Source organism: Vibrio sp. Isolate24 (genome assembly GCF_022398215.1).
In the GTDB taxonomy this organism is placed as follows: Bacteria; Pseudomonadota; Gammaproteobacteria; order Enterobacterales; family Vibrionaceae; genus Vibrio; species Vibrio coralliilyticus_A.
Genome location: NZ_JAKEUU010000001.1, coordinates 1,613,904 through 1,630,246 on the forward strand (window position 1 = coordinate 1,613,904; position 16,343 = coordinate 1,630,246).

Sequence of the window (16,343 nt, forward strand, 5' to 3'; positions counted from 1 at the left end):
GCTTTTATTTAACCTCAGTTTCTGTGGAAACAGGATTAGAGTAAAAATCGCCTTGGTAATTATGCTATTGCGCTGTGATTTTCACTTTTCAGATGTAACCAACCTAATATTATGAAATCAATACTCACGAAAGTCTGTTCACTATTGCCTATTGGAGCTGTGGTGATGCTGTTATCAGTGTCATTGACCGTCAGTTCTGGACCAGTTGGCTCACCACCTGTTGCATGGCCAAATACTCAATGTGCTTTACCTAATGCCACCTTAGTAGATGGCGTGTGCCAAAGCTCATTTAAGTTTGAACCTCACTATACCTGCCCAGCCAACGCTAGCCTTAATCACAGTAATGCTCGATGCTACGGCAGTGAAAATAAGCCTATGGTTTTTTCCTGCCCGAGTGGTTATAACTTGATCGATGGTAAAAAAGGAAAAGAATGCGAGAAGATTTTATTTTCGGACTCGTGTAAAAAGTATAATACACCGAGTCTTATAGTACTTTATAAAGCATGCTTAAATAAAACATTGCATACATTTGATTTTGCTTGGCTTAAAGACATAGTATATAGCGACAAACCCGAGCCCATGTATAAAAAGGTAGACACTAAGCGCCCAACCTTAGTCTGCCCACGAGGCTTCAAGCCAAGCGGCGGTTATTGCCGAAAAAACACCACAGCTGCGGCTCAACCAGTATGTGCGAGCAATCAAACGCTAGGCCGCAGTTTGGGCTTTCCTGCTTGTATCGAAAATCGCAAATTGCCCGAGCAGACATCGCTTAAAGGCTACATTAGCGATGGCGAAATCACCCCAAATGCGCAGCTTGAGTCAACCGCAATTTACGGTCAGTCAGAAAATCAACTACTGATGATTGATGCAGGCAACCAGAGCAATGTATCCCATATGCGGTTTGAACATTTTAACCAAGATGAGAAACGCTTGTCATTGGTCAACAACCCCAAGCTGAATTCAAACCTTGCTGAGCAAGCGCCGCCTCAGTTAATCGTCATTGAGCATACCGGCATTGACCCTATGGTACTTGGTAAAATCGAAGTGCTTGGCCGCGCGGCGGATTTGCTCTTTATTAGTCAAGCGGGCGTGATTTGTCAGTCCTGTCAATTTAGCAATACCCAGCGTGTCACCATCGCAACCGGCGACGCCGAGTTTGACCGACACGGGGCGCTTACGAGCATCTCAACCAATCAAGGTGAAATTCAAATACGTGGCTCTGATGGTTTAATCACAGATGATGCGCTAATGGTCACCTTGTTGGCAAACCGTATCAATCTCGATGGTCCTATCTCCACTTTAGCCAAGGCGCATAGAAACATCGATGGTGAGATTGTGCTTGATCCTAATGGTGAGTTAATTGCCTCACAAGGTAATGTACAAATTATTGCTGGTCGTGTTACCCATGATTATTCGACAAGCAATAACCAAGTCGATGTAGTTGAGAACAGTGTACCATTGATAGTCAAATACCCGATTGATGCGGGCAGTGTTTGGTTGCAAACCACCAATCAATACAGTGATATTGTGGTGGAAAATCATATCAACACCAAAGCCGATATTACCGTGCTTAGCGACTACCAAACTCACCAAGGTGATGAAAGTCGTTCCCAGCTATTGCTTTCTAATGGCAATATTCATATTCAGAGCTTTGCTACTATCACATTAAAAGACGCAACCTTATCCACTTCTTCCAATGTCAATTTGCAAGGTCAAAATGTTAGAGTTCGCCCGCTAGACAGCTTTAAAGCCGCCAGTATAAAAGCAGGCTTAGTCAATGTAGCGGCCGAATTCGAATTTGAAAGCCAAGGCTTGCTCAGTGCCGATGAGATAAAAGTTGCCGCTAAGTTTGTGAACAATATTGGCGGTGAGCTGATCGCGGTAAACAGCTTATACATTAACGGCGAAGAAAACATCAATAACTACAACCAAGGCCTACTCGCAGCAAGTGATGTCACTCTAGTAAGCAAAAAGTCGATTACCAATGGTTGGCTCGAAGGTTTTCAGTGTGAATATCCTGAAAACAGTTTTGATCAAGCACCTACGCCTTTGAGCAATTCAGAGGGGTCACTAACCAATAAAACAAGCTCTCGACGTAGTAGTGGTGATATTCATATTAATGAAAATCAGATTCAGCTCGGAACAGCTTCTGGTTTAGCAGCCAATGCGCAAAAAAAATGTGCTGAACAAGGTAAAGTGGTTTCAGAAATAGATGTCGATAACCGCCGTTCACTTATCATCGGCTTTAACATTGCGATGCAAGCGCCTAATGTATTGAATGTAAACCCTCAGCTTAAAAAACGTTCAAATGTCAGAGCAGCTAATGATGCACCAATAGTCTTTGATCTAAAAGACACCTTTGAAACCCTAATCTCGGCTGAAAATAACCTCTATATTGAAGCATCAAACTCTTTCAAAAACGTTTCATCAGCACTTGAAGTGTTGACGGGTAATTTAAGTGTCCGTGCACCAAGAGTCAGTAACGAACGCTACTTTATTGAGTCAAGTACCAATGTCGATAAGTCTCGCCCTCATCGAGATACCCATATCAAAGAAACCACACAATACGTGAAATCCTTGTCTCCTCCACCTTACTTATTGGTAGGCGGCAACTTCTATATTGATGGAGGCAAAAAGGCTGAGGGTCAAAGCGACAGTTCTTTTTCATCAGCACTTATAAACGAAGCAGGGAGTGTCGAGGTGTTGGGTACGCTAGCAGGCAACATCGCCAGTTTGCGCTCGCTGGGTTTAGTTACCCAAGCGCGAGTAGACCGCAGAGTTACCCATCACCATGCCGAGCGTTATTGTTCAAGACGTGTGTTTAGAAAATGTATCAGTCACAAAATACGCCGCTGGACCACCACCAGCTTCCATGTCGATAAAAACCAAATTAATGGTCAGCTTATTTCACTGTTTGATATCCAACGTCCTAACACCGAAATTCAAGGGCTATTGGCGACAGGTGATATTTCCTACGGTAAAGACTTCTAAAAATAACGAATAAAAAAGATGATGGATAAAAACGAATTAAGCGAGTTGAGCCATGAATTGCCTCGCTGGAAAAAAATCACCGCGAGTGTGATGCTCCCGGTACTAACAATGACATTTACAGCGCCGACTCTGGCGAATATACGCATCAATCAGACTATTGAGCAACTTGAAGATCATTTGGCGTCTTCGAGTCGCTACTTGCTTGATGCTCAAGTCGATAATTATATTGAGCAATACAATCAAAACCTTGCTCAATTGGACATTCGAGATGGTTTAACTGATTTACTTACCACCATCTTTAATGATTACCCGCAATTTAAGCCAGAAATCGATTGGGCCCCCATAAGTGGTGATGTTACCTTCTTTGTTCCGTTACCAACACCTAAAGCCTATGGTAATGGTGCATTGCAACGTGAAATCGTACGTTTTCAGCTTAAGCAGCTGATAGGCAGCAGCCGTATTTCAGAACTAGGGTTTGGTAGTTATGAGCAAATGCAGACCGAGTACTACCAAAACGCGATTTCGTTTATGCAAGAAACAGGGCATCAATTTGGCGATAACTTGTCTCAGCAAGATATCGATAATCTGCAATACGACATCATTTGGCCAGAAAAACGCCACTTGCCCGGTGTGGGACGTGTATTTATACCTTTTGTTTATCTCACTTCAAGAACCATTGATGCCCAATCTCGTTGCGTAAAAAGTGGTATTCCAACTCCGCGTTTGTCTGAATACGACAAGGCCTCCCTGCAACATGCCATAGCAAAAGGTATGTCTGACTTGGTACATGAATCACGCGAGAGTAGCAGCCATTACCATGAACGCTTTTCTTCGCCACTGACACAGCTAACTGATGGGCTCGCGCAGTTCTATAAGCAAAGTAGTGAAGATGCGACTATCCGCTTTGAAAACTACGATTGCCAAACCGGAGAGCCTGAAACGCCAGATTACATCGGTTCTGCCTATATTCAGCGGGATCTTGTACGTCAACAACTGAATGTCTTACTCAATCGCAGCTATCTTGTCGCACCTAAAGCCTACGACACCTATGAAGAGATGGCGCAAGAACTATATCAAAATGGTTTCCAATACTTACGATCCAATGGCCTAATTTTTGGCCAAAAGCTGACCCAAGCTCAAATGAATAGTCTGACTGAGGATATGCTTTGGCCTGAGTTTGAAATTCTTGCTAATGGCTCTAAGGTTTTGGTACCAAGAATCTATCTGACTGCACAAACCGTAAAAGCCAACAAAGTCGATGGCACGACATTTAGTCTTGGTGAAGGTACCATTACGGCAACAGATTTTCTCAATAAAGGCGGTAAAGTACTTGCCATGCGAGATACGTTAATTCGTACTCGTAATAGCTTTATCAATGATAAGGGGCATTTGAGTGCCAAAGAAGGCATTCAGATTGAAGTAGGCGGTTTATTGTCTAACCTTTCTGGAACGATAGAAGGCCGAGACGTTAAACTCACAGCTTATGCACTGAAAAACCAAACCTTAGTCTACCGTTATGACCACGCCTACGGGTTTAATGAGCAAGCTCAGCAACTGGCGAAAATTGAATCTTTTGGTGATCTTAACATTCAAACTGCCAGCCACTTTGTAAGCATCGGGGGTCAGTTCTCTTCCCAGGGTGACTTGAAGGTCAATGCCGGCGGTGCAGTACAACTGCTTCCAGCTGAAGTGCGCCATAGCGATGCACAAAGCGGCCATGGTTGGAGTCAATCGAGTCAATCATTGACCAATATACAAACCAAAATGTCCGCAATCGATCTGCTGTCTATTGCTACTAAGCAAACTCTTAAATCGAAAGGTTCTATTTTAGAGAGCGAGGGCACTATTGAGCTCTTGGCAGGGCAAGGTATATATCTACTCGCCGCACAGGATCAAGCAAGCTATCACAAACTTTTTGAAGCAGGTGGAAGCGGTGTCTTTGGTTCGTCAGAAAAACGAGAGGAAAGCGAACAACGCTCACGGGTGATTGCTACGTTATTGCGAGCAGGTCATGACCTAATTCTAAAAACTGAGACAGCGCCGGTTCAGCTTAAAGCGACTCGCTTAACCAGTCATGGTTTGACCAAGATTGTTGCTGACACTATCGATATTGAAGTTGAACTAGAAAAATACTTCTACAGCAAATCGGAGTCGTTCGAAGGTTCGTTGTCTTTTGGCAATAAAGGACATGGGGTTTCAAAAGAAACTGCGCATATAACTGAATTTCGCGCTCAAGGAGGATTAATTCTTGATGCACGAAATGGCATCACCGTTGAATTGCCAAGAAACCCATATCAGACTCACCTTGATCGTAACGCGTTAATTGATCAGCTAGCACAAAATGATGGGCTGAGTTGGTTAAAAGATGTCAAAGATGCTCACCCAGAAGCTAACTGGAGTGAAATTGATTTAGTTGTAGAGCAGTGGGACTACGATCAGTCTGGGTTGACACCTGCAGCAATGGCGATTTTAGCAGTGGCTGTGGCTGTAGCAACAAGCGGAACTGGCGTTGCAGGTCTCGCGGGTGTTAGTGCGTCTGCTGGCGCAACATCGGCAGCTATGGCGGCTGGGATTAACGCATTAGCGATGCAGGCGACAGCCTCGTTGTTAGCAAATGGTGGTGATATATCAGACACCTTCGATCAGTTGACCAGCAAAGATTCAATTCGTGGACTGGCAACATCAATGATCACCGCAGGTGTTATGCAGGGACTCGATTTAAATTTTGTTTCTGAGGGGCTTAATGGTGTTGGCGTCAATGAGGTTGTCGTTGATATTGCTCAACAATCGGCAAACTCGGTTCTTTCATCTGTGGTTGCCGTTCAGGTTAACAGCGTCCTTTCTGGTGAAGGCTTAAGCGGTATTGATGATTTTAACAGTATAGTTATCAATGCTGTCGTGACTTCTTCGATCTCTGTAATTGGTGAGAAATTAGCCAATAAGATCAGTGAAGCCAAGACGGGTGAGAATCCTATTTCAACCGCGTCTGGTTACATCGCGCACGCTGCGCTTGGCTGTGCTCTTAGTGCCGCACGTCAAATTACAGCTGGGGGTAATAGTAACGAAAATATATCAGGTTGCGGAAGTGGTGCAGCTGGTGCCGTGATTGGTGAGTTTGCAGCGGAGCTATACAAAAGCAATACGGACTTCGAGGAAAAGCTTGCATTACTGGAATCTGAGTCACGTAATTTCTCAAGTAAGTTTCTTAATGACATGAATGATCCAGAGATTAACCCGCAATCACTGGCGTACCGTCAGCAGCTAACCCAAGATCTGCTGAAGATACAAAAGATGGGGGGGGATATCGGTCGATTAGTCGCAGGGATCACTCTCTTTGCAACCGGAGCAAATCATAGCAACATTGATCATGCTATGTTTGCTGGCGGGAATTCAGCTGAAAATAATGCTTTCTTTATACCGGCTCTGATATTTGCGTTTAATACGTTAATGGTCGCCCTCTTAGCGCAAAGCATTAAAGAAACCGTAGAAGAAGTTTGGGATATTATAGAGAATCCCGAAAACCTGACCGATGAGGTTATCGAAGCCAAAGTCAAAGAATTATTGGTTGATAAGCTGATTGAGATGGGAATAGACCATATCTTGAGATTAAAGCTGGTCAAAAAAGGGAAGGAGGCCATTCTTGAGGCAATAGAAGATTGGTCCGCTGACGATGTGCTAGATAAGATGATCGACCATGCCAAGACTGATGGTCAGATGTCACCCCACCTTGACCAGTTAGAGCAGCTTCGAGAGAAAGTCAATGACAAAGCGTCTTCTAGTAAGCCAAAGCCGACTATCTTTAACTCAGCAGGGGCAAAAGTACCAGATCATGTGCCTATGTCTCAAAAAGATTATGACACTGTCATTAATTTGGAAAGAGGAAATAGGCCTAAAGATCCCCGTTCTTATTTGAGCAAAGAATACGTAGATGCTCACGAAGCGTTGTTTAATGAAGAAGGCGCGGCCTTTATACAGTTAGAATCTCATCTAAGTTCTAAGTTCTCAGAATTACCTCCGAGAAAATTTGCCGGACTGCCGTCTGACATCGCCAAAATAGTCGCGGAATATAAGGCTGCGGGTAATGATATTCGTGTATTAAATGAAAGGCTTAGTCTGGGAATGTCAGAAACTGATTTAATAGATGCAGCAGACATGAGAATCTTGCATGTTAAAATTGCCCCTAATGACCCTCGCTTTCACTTTTCTATGCCAAATGGGAATGAGATAGGCGCGTACCCCAAAGAGTGGGTGCCTGGTGGTTTTACCAAAGGTGGAGCAAAAGAAATTGCAATTGAGGGGGCAGAAAAAATTCAGCATAATGGTGATATCGATGCCCTTAAGGCGCATTTTACTGAATCGGAGTATTTGTAAATGAGTAGTGAATCTTTTGAGTATGCATTGGTGAATAATGAGGTTGATCAATATTTTAAAGGCTCAGGTAACTACTTATGTTTAAATAGGGATTACGGAGTGCACAACTATGGTCCTGCTCTGTTCTTGGTGTTACGTGATATTCAGTGCGGTAAAATTGATGCTGATCTATTTGTGCACGAGTTTACATCGTTTGTAAAAAGGCTAAGAAATAACCCAGAAGACCAAGAGCATTTTTTTGGTAACATTGAAGCATACGTTCGAAGAATTTATCTAAGTAAATCAATCAATATAGATGTATTGTTCGATAGTGAAGTTTCGTGCTCAGCGATTCGACACTATTTGAATGTCAATAAAGATAGTGATGTAGCAAAGCGAGTGATGTCTTATATCCAACGGGATTTTCCGCAGGCGAAGATTTTGACTTATCTTGATTAAGTGACAGTCCGTGAGATTAGGTGCTTTGAGCCCACCATTGACAGTGAATATATGCCGCTGTGGTTGGTAAAAGGCGAGTTTCCAAGCTTTTATGCTCTCGACCCAGAGCATAAGCAGTTATTCCCTCATCAAACCTCTGATGCCTAATAGCTCATAAACTTAAAGCCCCTTAGCTCAAATGCTAAGGGGCTTTTTATATACGCTCAGTTAAAAAACTACCGCTTTAACTTTATCAAGAACTCAGTCTAATAGAACTGAATCTAGCGCAATAATCATCATGTCATTGAACGTAGTCTGACGCTCATCTGATGTAGTCTGCTCGCCCGTTTTGATGTGATCAGACACAGTACAGATAGTCAAAGCTTTCGCACCGTACTCAGCACAAACGCCGTAGATGCCTGCCGCTTCCATCTCAACACCGACAATACCGTACTTGTCCATCACATCGAACATCTCAGGATCTGGGGTGTAGAACAGTTCAGCGGAAAACAGGTTACCCACCTTCACTTCGATACCACGAGCTTTCGCTGCCTCTTCCGCTGCGCGAACCATCTTATAATCAGCGATAGCAGCAAAGTCATGGCCTTTAAAGCGAATACGGTTCACTTTAGAGTCGGTACAAGCGCCCATACCAATCACAACATCACGTACCTTGATATCTTCGCTAACTGCACCGCAGCTACCGACACGGATGATTTTCTTCACGCCGTAATCTTTGACTAGCTCAGTCGCATAGATTGAACAAGATGGGATACCCATACCGTGGCCCATCACAGACACTTTACGACCTTTGTAAGTGCCAGTGAAACCGAACATATTACGCACATCACAGACCTGAACGACATCTTCGAGGAATGTTTCTGCAATGTACTTCGCGCGTAGCGGGTCACCCGGCATAAGAACAACGTCTGCGAATGCACCCATTTCAGCATTAATATGTGGAGTTGCCATGTCTGTTAATTCCTTAACTCAGTTAAACGTTGTTAGAGAGGTAAGATACCTCCCTAACCATCTCAAATTATAAAAAGTTCTTACCGTAATCCATTGGTGATGTACCAAAATACGTCGCCAGTGTTTGGCCAATGTCAGCAAAAGAATCGCGTAAACCTAACGAACCTGCTGGAACTTTCTGGCCGTAAACAATCACAGGAATGTGCTCACGCGTGTGGTCAGTACCTGGCCAAGTTGGGTCACAGCCGTGGTCGGCAGTCAGGATCAGAAGATCGTCCTCTTCCATCATCTCCATCACTTCATGGATACGACCATCGAAGTACTCAAGCGCAGCAGCATAGCCAGCTACATCACGACGGTGACCATAGGCGGAATCAAAATCAACAAAGTTGGTGAAGACGATAGTATTATCACCCGCTTCTTTTATAGCCTCTTTGGTTGCTTCAAAAAGTGCCGGAATGCCGGTTGCTTTGGTCTTCTTGGTGATACCACAGCCAGCGTAAATGTCAGAAATCTTACCAATCGAGTGAACTTCACCGCCCTTCTCGTCAACAAGTTTCTGTAGAATCGTCGCTGAAGGTGGCTCAACAGACAGATCACGGCGATTACCAGTACGCTCAAACTGGCCTTTACCCGGCCCAACGAATGGACGAGCAATAACACGGCCGATGTTGTAGTCTTCAAGCTCTTCACGTGCGATCTGACAAAGCTCAAGCAAACGCTCTAAACCAAAAGTTTCTTCATGGCAAGCAATCTGGAATACCGAATCCGCCGACGTATAGAAGATAGGTTGCCCTGTCTTCATATGCTCTTCACCAAGATCATCCAGAACCTGAGTGCCCGATGCATGGCAGTTACCAAGGAAACCGTCTAGACCAGCACGCTCAAGAATGCGATCGGTGAGCTCTTTCGGAAAACTGTTTGTTTTGTCGGTAAAGTAGCCCCAGTCAAACAGAACCGGCACACCAGCAATTTCCCAGTGGCCTGACGGCGTGTCTTTACCTGAAGACAGCTCAGCAGCATGGCCGTAAGCACCAATAATGTCCGCCTCTGTATCTAAGCCTGACGCAAAGTGACCTGTTGACTCTTTGTGAGCCATGGCTAAACCAAGCTTTGACAGGTTAGGTAACGTCAGTGGCCCTTGACGATCAGCGTTGTCTGCTAGACCTTTCTCACACTGCTCAGCGATATGGCCTAACGTATCTGAACCAACATCACCAAATTTTTCAGCGTCAGCTGTCGCACCAATTCCAAATGAATCCAGTACTAAAATAAATGCTCTTTTCATTGCTCTTCCTCAGGCCTCCGTTAATCTTTTTATATGGAGGCCTTAGTGTAATTTTTGATTAAACGTCTTCTGCGCGGATCTGACGATAAACCTCAGGCGTAGGCGTATAGTCACCACCGATAGTAATAGCCTGTTTAAGCGCTTCCGCCGCTTCAAGCCATTGCTCTTCACTACGTGCATGAATCACAGCCAGCGGTTTATTACTCGATGCTTTTTCACCAAGGCGGATAAACCCGTCAAAGCCGACCGCGTAGTCAATTTCGTCTGTAGCAACACGGCGACCTCCACCCATGGAGACAACCGCCATACCGATTGCACGCGTATCCATTGCCGATACAATACCGTCTTCATCAGCAAAGACTGGTTTGATGATTTCTGCTTTTTCCAGATAGTTTTCGTAGTTTTCAACAAAATCAGCAGGGCCACCTAAGCCCGCAACCATCTTGCCAAAACACTGAGCCGCTTTACCGTTGTCCAGTACTTCCATCAACTTCGCGCGTGCCTCTTCCGTATTATCAGCAAGCTTGCCAAGCACCAACATTTCCGCACACGATGCCATGGTCACTTCGAGTAAACGAGGGTTACGATATTCGCCAGTCAGGAACTGAACCGCTTCACGTACTTCAACAGCATTACCCGCTGAAGACGCCAATACTTGGTTCATGTCAGTTAGGATAGCTGTTGTCTTGGTACCTGCACCGTTTGCGACTGCTACGATAGATTTAGCGAGTTCTTCAGATGCTTGATAGGTTGGCATGAATGCTCCAGAACCCACTTTCACATCCATAACCAATGACTCAAGGCCAGCAGCGAGTTTCTTAGACAGGATTGAAGCCGTGATCAGTGAAATGTTGTCCACCGTTGCGGTAATGTCGCGGGTTGCGTAAACACGCTTATCGGCTGGCGCTAAGTCGCCGGTTTGACCGATGATGGCAACACCTGCGTCTTTCGTGACATCACCGAACACTTCATTGGTTGGCGTGATGTTGTAGCCAGGAATCGACTCCAACTTATCTAGCGTACCGCCAGTATGCCCAAGACCTCGTCCAGAGATCATCGGAACAAAACCGCCACATGCCGCGACCATTGGGCCAAGCATCAATGACGTCACGTCACCAACACCACCTGTTGAATGCTTATCTACAATTGGGCCGCCAAATTCTTTATGGCTCCAATCGATAACCATACCGGAATCACGCATCGCGCACGTCAGTGCAATACGCTCTGGCATTGTCATTTCATTGAAAAAGATAGCCATCGCAAAGGCTGCGATTTGACCTTCAGAGACGGTGTTTTTAGCCACACCTTGGATGAAAAAATTAATTTCGTCGGCAGTCAGGACTTCGCCATCACGCTTTTTACGAATGATTTCTTGAGGTAAATACATTAGGGCCTCCCACACAAATAAGGTGGTTAGTAGAGTAAAAGGTAATGTGGTGAGCTTTCGCTCACCACATTCAGACTTTTAATTAGTACGCTGCAGGGTCTGCAGTCTCGTCTGTTACTTCTAATGTATTCAGTAGGTTAGTTAGCAGGCTTGACGCACCAAAACGGTAATGACGAGCATCTACCCAGTTGTCGCCCAAAATTTCATCAGCCATTGCTAGATATGCTGCCGCATCTTCAGCAGTGCGCACGCCACCTGCTGGCTTGAAACCAACAGATTCTGCAACGCCCATATCACGAATAACTTCTAGCATCATGCGTGCATATTCAGGTGTGGCATTGACTGGCACTTTACCCGTTGAAGTTTTAATGAAGTCAGCGCCTGCTTTAATTGAAATTTCAGAGGCTTTCTTAATTAGTGCTTCTTCTTTCAGTTCACCCGTTTCGATGATGACTTTTAGAAGAATATCGCCACACGCTGCTTTACATTGCTTAACTAGCTCGAAGCCTACTTCTTCGTTACCTGCCATTAGAGCACGGTATGGGAATACAACGTCCACTTCATCTGCACCGTAAGCAACGGCCGCTTTCGTTTCGGCAACAGCGATATCAATATCGTCATTACCGTGTGGGAAGTTCGTTACTGTCGCAATACGAACGTCTGGTGTACCTTGCTCGCGAAGTGTCTTCTTAGCAATAGGAATAAAGCGAGGATAAATACAGATCGCAGCGGTATTACCCACCGCTGATTTTGCGTCATGACATAGTGAAATCACTTTAGAATCAGTGTCATCGTCATTTAGCGTTGTAAGATCCATAAGTTTAAGTGCACGTAGTGCTGCTGCTTTTAAATCGCTCATTTCTATCTCCGATCAATATTCATAAAAGTGTCTGCTCAACCTCATGTCGGTTTTGCAGTCATTAATGAACGGACTTGGTTCCCTGAAGACTTAGGGGTAAACAGCGAATTTGCCCCCAATTGCTATCCTTGTCACCGCACAGTACCAGTTTGGTCTATGGCACAACAATCTACGATTGCGGTGTCTAACGGTATCTGTAACCTTTGTCTGATGCCCAGACATAGTTACAACCAGCGCCGATCATACTCCTTGTATTAACAAGCGCTAGCTAAAAAACTTCTCAATAATCCATTGATAAGTCACGCCACCAAGATAAACCCCAACGATTCCCATTACACCAGCTAGTGCAGGCGGTGCAGGAATGGGCAACTTAATGGCAGAAAACAGGACTCCAACGACAAAGCCCGCGAGGGCTGCGAGGAAAACATCATTCATGAGTTTTACCCTACTCTCTATATTTACATACATTATAGATATTCGTCGCAGAACTGTAGTGGCTCATAGAGCGCAAACGGTTTGTATCTCAAAAAAGATTCTGTTCAACGTTTGTTCAATTCTTATCGACTCACAAACGCTATGAATCCGGCTGTCTGAATCCACTTCAGACTTATCTCGAATCAAGCCAAACACTCAATAAAGCTTGTATTCGAGTCTTTCCCTGACAAGAGCCTACTAACAGGCCTAGGAAGCAATAATCAGGGAAAGAAAAACAAAAAAAGCCCCGTAGCACACAGTGTGTGTCTACGGGGCTTTTTAAAACGGCGTCTATATAATCTTTCGCTTACTTAATTAGAAAGATAGGAAGAAGCCAGCGATTGTCGCCGCCATTAGGTTAGATAGCGTACCAGCACAAACCGCTTTAACACCCATACGAGCGATGTCGTGACGACGGTTTGGTGCTAAACCACCTAGACCACCTAGTAGAATCGCAATAGAAGAAAGGTTTGCGAAACCACATAGAGCGAACGAGATAATAGCTGCTGTCTTAGTAGACATTACTTCACCAGTTGCTGGAACAACTTGTGCTGCTTCACCAACGTACGGTACGAAGTTTAGGTAGGCTACGAATTCGTTAACAACCAGTTTCTGACCGATGAACGAGCCAGCAAGTGTTGCTTCTTCCCATGGCACACCAATAAGGAATGCTAAAGGCGAGAATAGGTAACCTAGTAGAATTTCAAGTGTTAGCTCAGGCATACCGAACCAACCGCCAACGCCACCTAGAATACCGTTGATAAGTGCGATTAGACCGATGAATGCTAGTAGCATTGCACCAACGTTTAGAGCAAGCTGTAGACCTACAGAAGCACCACCAGCCGCTGCGTCGATAACGTTAGCAGGCTTGTCGTCACCACCGTCGATATCTTTACCTAGATCTTCGTCAGGTGTTTCAGTTTCAGGCTTGATGATCTTCGCAAATAATAGACCACCTGGCGCTGCCATAAATGATGCAGCAACTAGGTACTCTAGAGGTACACCCATAGAAGCGTAACCAGCTAGAACACCACCTGCGACCGATGCTAAACCACCACACATTACAGCGAATAGTTCAGATTGTGTCATTTTAGGAACAAACGGACGAACCACTAGAGGTGCTTCAGTTTGACCAACGAAAATGTTCGCTGCTGCAGACATTGATTCTGCACGTGAAGTACCAAGCGCCTTTTGTAGACCACCACCAAGAATCTTGATAACCCATTGCATTACACCAATGTAGTAAAGTACAGAGATAAGTGCAGAGAAGAAGATTAGTGTTGGAAGTACTTGGAACGCGAAAATGAAGCCAATACCGTCAACTGAGAAGTTAACTAGGCTGCCAAATAGAAAACCAGTACCGTCTTTACCGTAGTCAATAACATTCTGAACACCAGCAGAGAAGCCAGCTAGAAGGTCACGACCCCAAGGTACGTAAAGAACGAAACCACCGATGATAAATTGGATAGCAAATGCGCCACCCACAGTTCTTAGATTGATAGCTTTGCGGTTATCAGACAGTAGTAATGCAATTCCTAGCAATACTGCCATACCGACTAGGCTCATAAACAGGCTCATAGTTTATGACTTCCTTATATGTTGTTTGTTGGCGTGTTACAAAATGGAGCTCTAAAGCGGAGGCAATTATACTCATCCGTCCATCTATAAAGTAATGCTGTCTTCACAGTTTCTAATAAGATTCATCATTCATTCACCTAATTACGTGAACAAGATCACCATTAACCCAACTACAAATCATAAAAAGAACATTTTATTTAGAAACTATTCACAAATACCGAACGCCTGATTGCTATTTTTCCAAACGTTTTCAGCAACCGTTTGCTTACTGACATTCCGTAGATCTGCGAGACAAGACAAGGTTTGAGTTAACATTGCTGGATGGTTAGGCTTACCCTGATGCCCTAAAAGCGGCATATCCGGCGCATCCGTTTCGAGAACAAGACAGTCAATAGGGAGATCAATAACAGCTTTACGCGTTTTTTGTGCTCTTGGGTATGTGATTACCCCTCCCACACCTATGTAAAAACCTAACTCAACAAACTGCATCGCTTGCTGATAACTCCCAGAAAAACCATGCAGAACTCCTCCATACGAAAAACGAGACTGCTTAAGCAATTGTAGGAGGCGATTGTGTGTTTTGCGGGAGTGAAGGATAAGTGGCAGCTTATAAGTTTTCGCCAATTCAATCTGCTGCATCAAAACGCGTTCCTGAATCTGTCTATCAACAGCCACTACTGCATCCAAGCCACACTCACCTACAGCAATGCATTTGTCAGGTTGTTGACTGAGCAGCTCCGCCAGTTGATTTTGGAGGGTGTGGCTATCAGTATCGAGAAAATAAGGGTGTAAGCCTAGCGCATAATATATCGATGGATATTTGGCTGCGAGTTGCTCAAGTCGATTCCAGTTTGATGGGCCAATAGAGGGAACGACAAAGCGTTCTACGCCTGCTAGATTTGCTGACTCAATATGTTCAGCGAAATCGTTCTCAAATACCTTAAAGTCTAAATGGCAATGAGTATCAAAAAGGCGCATTATCCTTGCGCCTTTTTGTTGGGTTCTGAAGTTTGGTGAACTGGGTCTGTACGATAAGGAACACAACTGCGTTTATTCTCTGGTGTTAGCCCCATCGACTGACACCACGCGTCGTATCGTGCAACCCATTGCTTAAACCAAGACATCATCTTTTGAATCCTTTATTGCTCTTCACGTTTAAAGACCAATTCGGTTGGTGAAGACTCATCCTCAACAAAATAATAGCCTGCCGTGTCAAACTTAGTCAGATCCGCAACGCTCTCAATGCGATTCTCAATAATGTATCGCGCCATCATGCCGCGCGCTTTCTTCGCATAGAAACTGATCACCTTGTACTGACCGTTTTTGCAATCTTTGAAAATTGGCGTAATCACCTGAGCATCTAGAGCTTTGGGTTTTACCGCTTTAAAATATTCGTTTGAAGCAAGGTTAATCAGAACATTGTCACCTTGTTCTGTAATGGCTTGATTAAGTCTATCAGTAATCACATTACCCCAGAATTGATAGAGGTTACTGCCTTTCTCATTGGCAAGTTTCGTCCCCATTTCCAGACGGTAAGGCTGCATCAGATCGAGTGGCTTTAGTAGACCGTATAAGCCAGATAACATGCGTAAGTGCTTTTGGGCATAATCAAAGTCATCGTCTGACAAGCTTTGCGCGTCTAAACCAGTGTATACATCACCTTTAAAAGCCAGAATCGCTTGGCGTGAGTTCTCTGTGGTAAACGTCTCACTCCACTCCTGAAAACGGCCAACGTTCAAGTCAGCGATCTTATCACTAACTTTCATCAAACTCGCGACATCGGCAGGCGTTAGCTTGCGGCACACATCAATCAGTTGTTTTGAATACTCGATCAGTTCTGGCTGAGTAAATTTCTTTGTCGCCAGTGGAGATTCGTAATCTAAGGTTTTCGCTGGTGAAACGACGATTAACATGACTTTACTCTATCTGTTTAATTGTATGTGGTTAGATATAGGTTACAAAAAAAGCCATGCAATGTCTGCATGGCTTTTTGAATCGTTTTAATA

At 44.4% G+C, this 16,343-nt stretch carries 12 protein-coding genes; 3 read left to right on the forward strand and 9 right to left on the reverse strand.

Translation table 11 applies throughout. From position 1 onward, the window contains the following. The first annotated feature begins 165 nt into the window (after positions 1-165). The 3 genes from L1D23_RS07200 to L1D23_RS07210 are packed head-to-tail and all read left to right on the forward strand — an operon-like array spanning position 166 to position 7,800. Positions 166-2,991 (forward strand): filamentous hemagglutinin N-terminal domain-containing protein, encoded by a 2,826-nt coding sequence (locus L1D23_RS07200; protein ID WP_239865074.1) that lies wholly within the window; start codon positions 166-168, stop codon positions 2,989-2,991. Between the two features lie 18 nt (positions 2,992-3,009). After that, entirely contained in the window at positions 3,010-7,362 is a 4,353-nt protein-coding gene (locus tag L1D23_RS07205; protein WP_239865076.1) for a DUF637 domain-containing protein, read from the forward strand. Continuing rightward, the gene (locus L1D23_RS07210; RefSeq protein WP_239865078.1) at positions 7,363-7,800 is read left to right on the forward strand and encodes a hypothetical protein; all 438 of its coding nucleotides are present in this window, start codon (positions 7,363-7,365) and stop codon (positions 7,798-7,800) included. A gap of 240 nt (positions 7,801-8,040) precedes the next feature. On the opposite strand, the gene deoD is transcribed toward L1D23_RS07210, so the two are convergent. From deoD to yaaA, 9 genes are all read right to left on the reverse strand, one after another. After that, entirely contained in the window at positions 8,041-8,751 is a 711-nt protein-coding gene (deoD, locus tag L1D23_RS07215) for a purine-nucleoside phosphorylase (protein ID WP_239865080.1), read from the reverse strand. Between the two features lie 67 nt (positions 8,752-8,818). Further along, a complete protein-coding gene (locus L1D23_RS07220; RefSeq protein ID WP_239865082.1) occupies positions 8,819-10,039 on the reverse strand; it encodes a phosphopentomutase in 1,221 nt (406 codons plus the stop codon). Between the two features lie 58 nt (positions 10,040-10,097). Next, a complete protein-coding gene (gene deoA / locus L1D23_RS07225) occupies positions 10,098-11,426 on the reverse strand; it encodes a thymidine phosphorylase (RefSeq protein ID WP_239865084.1) in 1,329 nt (442 codons plus the stop codon). A gap of 82 nt (positions 11,427-11,508) precedes the next feature. Further along, positions 11,509-12,285 (reverse strand): deoxyribose-phosphate aldolase, encoded by a 777-nt coding sequence (deoC, locus tag L1D23_RS07230; protein WP_239865086.1) that lies wholly within the window; start codon positions 12,283-12,285, stop codon positions 11,509-11,511. A 264-nt stretch (positions 12,286-12,549) separates the two neighbouring features. Further along, positions 12,550-12,720 carry a DUF1427 family protein gene (locus tag L1D23_RS07235; RefSeq protein ID WP_239865089.1) on the reverse strand — a complete coding sequence of 57 codons (171 nt, stop codon included), beginning with the start codon at positions 12,718-12,720 and terminating at the stop codon, positions 12,550-12,552. Positions 12,721-13,074: 354 nt separating this feature from the next. After that, positions 13,075-14,337: a NupC/NupG family nucleoside CNT transporter gene (locus tag L1D23_RS07240; protein WP_239865091.1), complete on the reverse strand. Its 1,263-nt coding sequence runs from the start codon at positions 14,335-14,337 to the stop codon at positions 13,075-13,077. Between the two features lie 204 nt (positions 14,338-14,541). After that, positions 14,542-15,315 carry a TatD family hydrolase gene (locus tag L1D23_RS07245; protein ID WP_239865093.1) on the reverse strand — a complete coding sequence of 258 codons (774 nt, stop codon included), beginning with the start codon at positions 15,313-15,315 and terminating at the stop codon, positions 14,542-14,544. Next, positions 15,315-15,464: a DUF5363 family protein gene (locus L1D23_RS07250; protein ID WP_239837690.1), complete on the reverse strand. Its 150-nt coding sequence runs from the start codon at positions 15,462-15,464 to the stop codon at positions 15,315-15,317. The genes L1D23_RS07245 and L1D23_RS07250 overlap by 1 nt, the downstream gene beginning before the upstream one ends. Positions 15,465-15,476: 12 nt before the next feature. Then, positions 15,477-16,250, reverse strand: coding sequence for a peroxide stress protein YaaA (gene yaaA / locus L1D23_RS07255; RefSeq protein WP_239865094.1), 774 nt, complete (start codon positions 16,248-16,250; stop codon positions 15,477-15,479). Between the last annotated feature and the right edge of the window lie 93 nt (positions 16,251-16,343).

Bases quoted from the DNA above. Each gene is read 5' to 3' on its own strand.
- L1D23_RS07200 (WP_239865074.1), top strand. From the start codon at position 166: ATGCTGTTATCAGTGTCATTGACCGTCAGTTCTGGACCAGTTGGCTCA.
- L1D23_RS07205 (WP_239865076.1), top strand. From the start codon at position 3,010: ATGATGGATAAAAACGAATTAAGCGAGTTGAGCCATGAATTGCCTCGC.
- L1D23_RS07210 (WP_239865078.1), top strand. From the start codon at position 7,363: ATGAGTAGTGAATCTTTTGAGTATGCATTGGTGAATAATGAGGTTGAT.
- deoD (WP_239865080.1), bottom strand. From the start codon at position 8,751: ATGGCAACTCCACATATTAATGCTGAAATGGGTGCATTCGCAGACGTT.
- L1D23_RS07220 (WP_239865082.1), bottom strand. From the start codon at position 10,039: ATGAAAAGAGCATTTATTTTAGTACTGGATTCATTTGGAATTGGTGCG.
- deoA (WP_239865084.1), bottom strand. From the start codon at position 11,426: ATGTATTTACCTCAAGAAATCATTCGTAAAAAGCGTGATGGCGAAGTC.
- deoC (WP_239865086.1), bottom strand. From the start codon at position 12,285: ATGAGCGATTTAAAAGCAGCAGCACTACGTGCACTTAAACTTATGGAT.
- L1D23_RS07235 (WP_239865089.1), bottom strand. From the start codon at position 12,720: ATGAATGATGTTTTCCTCGCAGCCCTCGCGGGCTTTGTCGTTGGAGTC.
- L1D23_RS07240 (WP_239865091.1), bottom strand. From the start codon at position 14,337: ATGAGCCTGTTTATGAGCCTAGTCGGTATGGCAGTATTGCTAGGAATT.
- L1D23_RS07245 (WP_239865093.1), bottom strand. From the start codon at position 15,315: ATGCGCCTTTTTGATACTCATTGCCATTTAGACTTTAAGGTATTTGAG.
- L1D23_RS07250 (WP_239837690.1), bottom strand. From the start codon at position 15,464: ATGATGTCTTGGTTTAAGCAATGGGTTGCACGATACGACGCGTGGTGT.
- yaaA (WP_239865094.1), bottom strand. From the start codon at position 16,250: ATGTTAATCGTCGTTTCACCAGCGAAAACCTTAGATTACGAATCTCCA.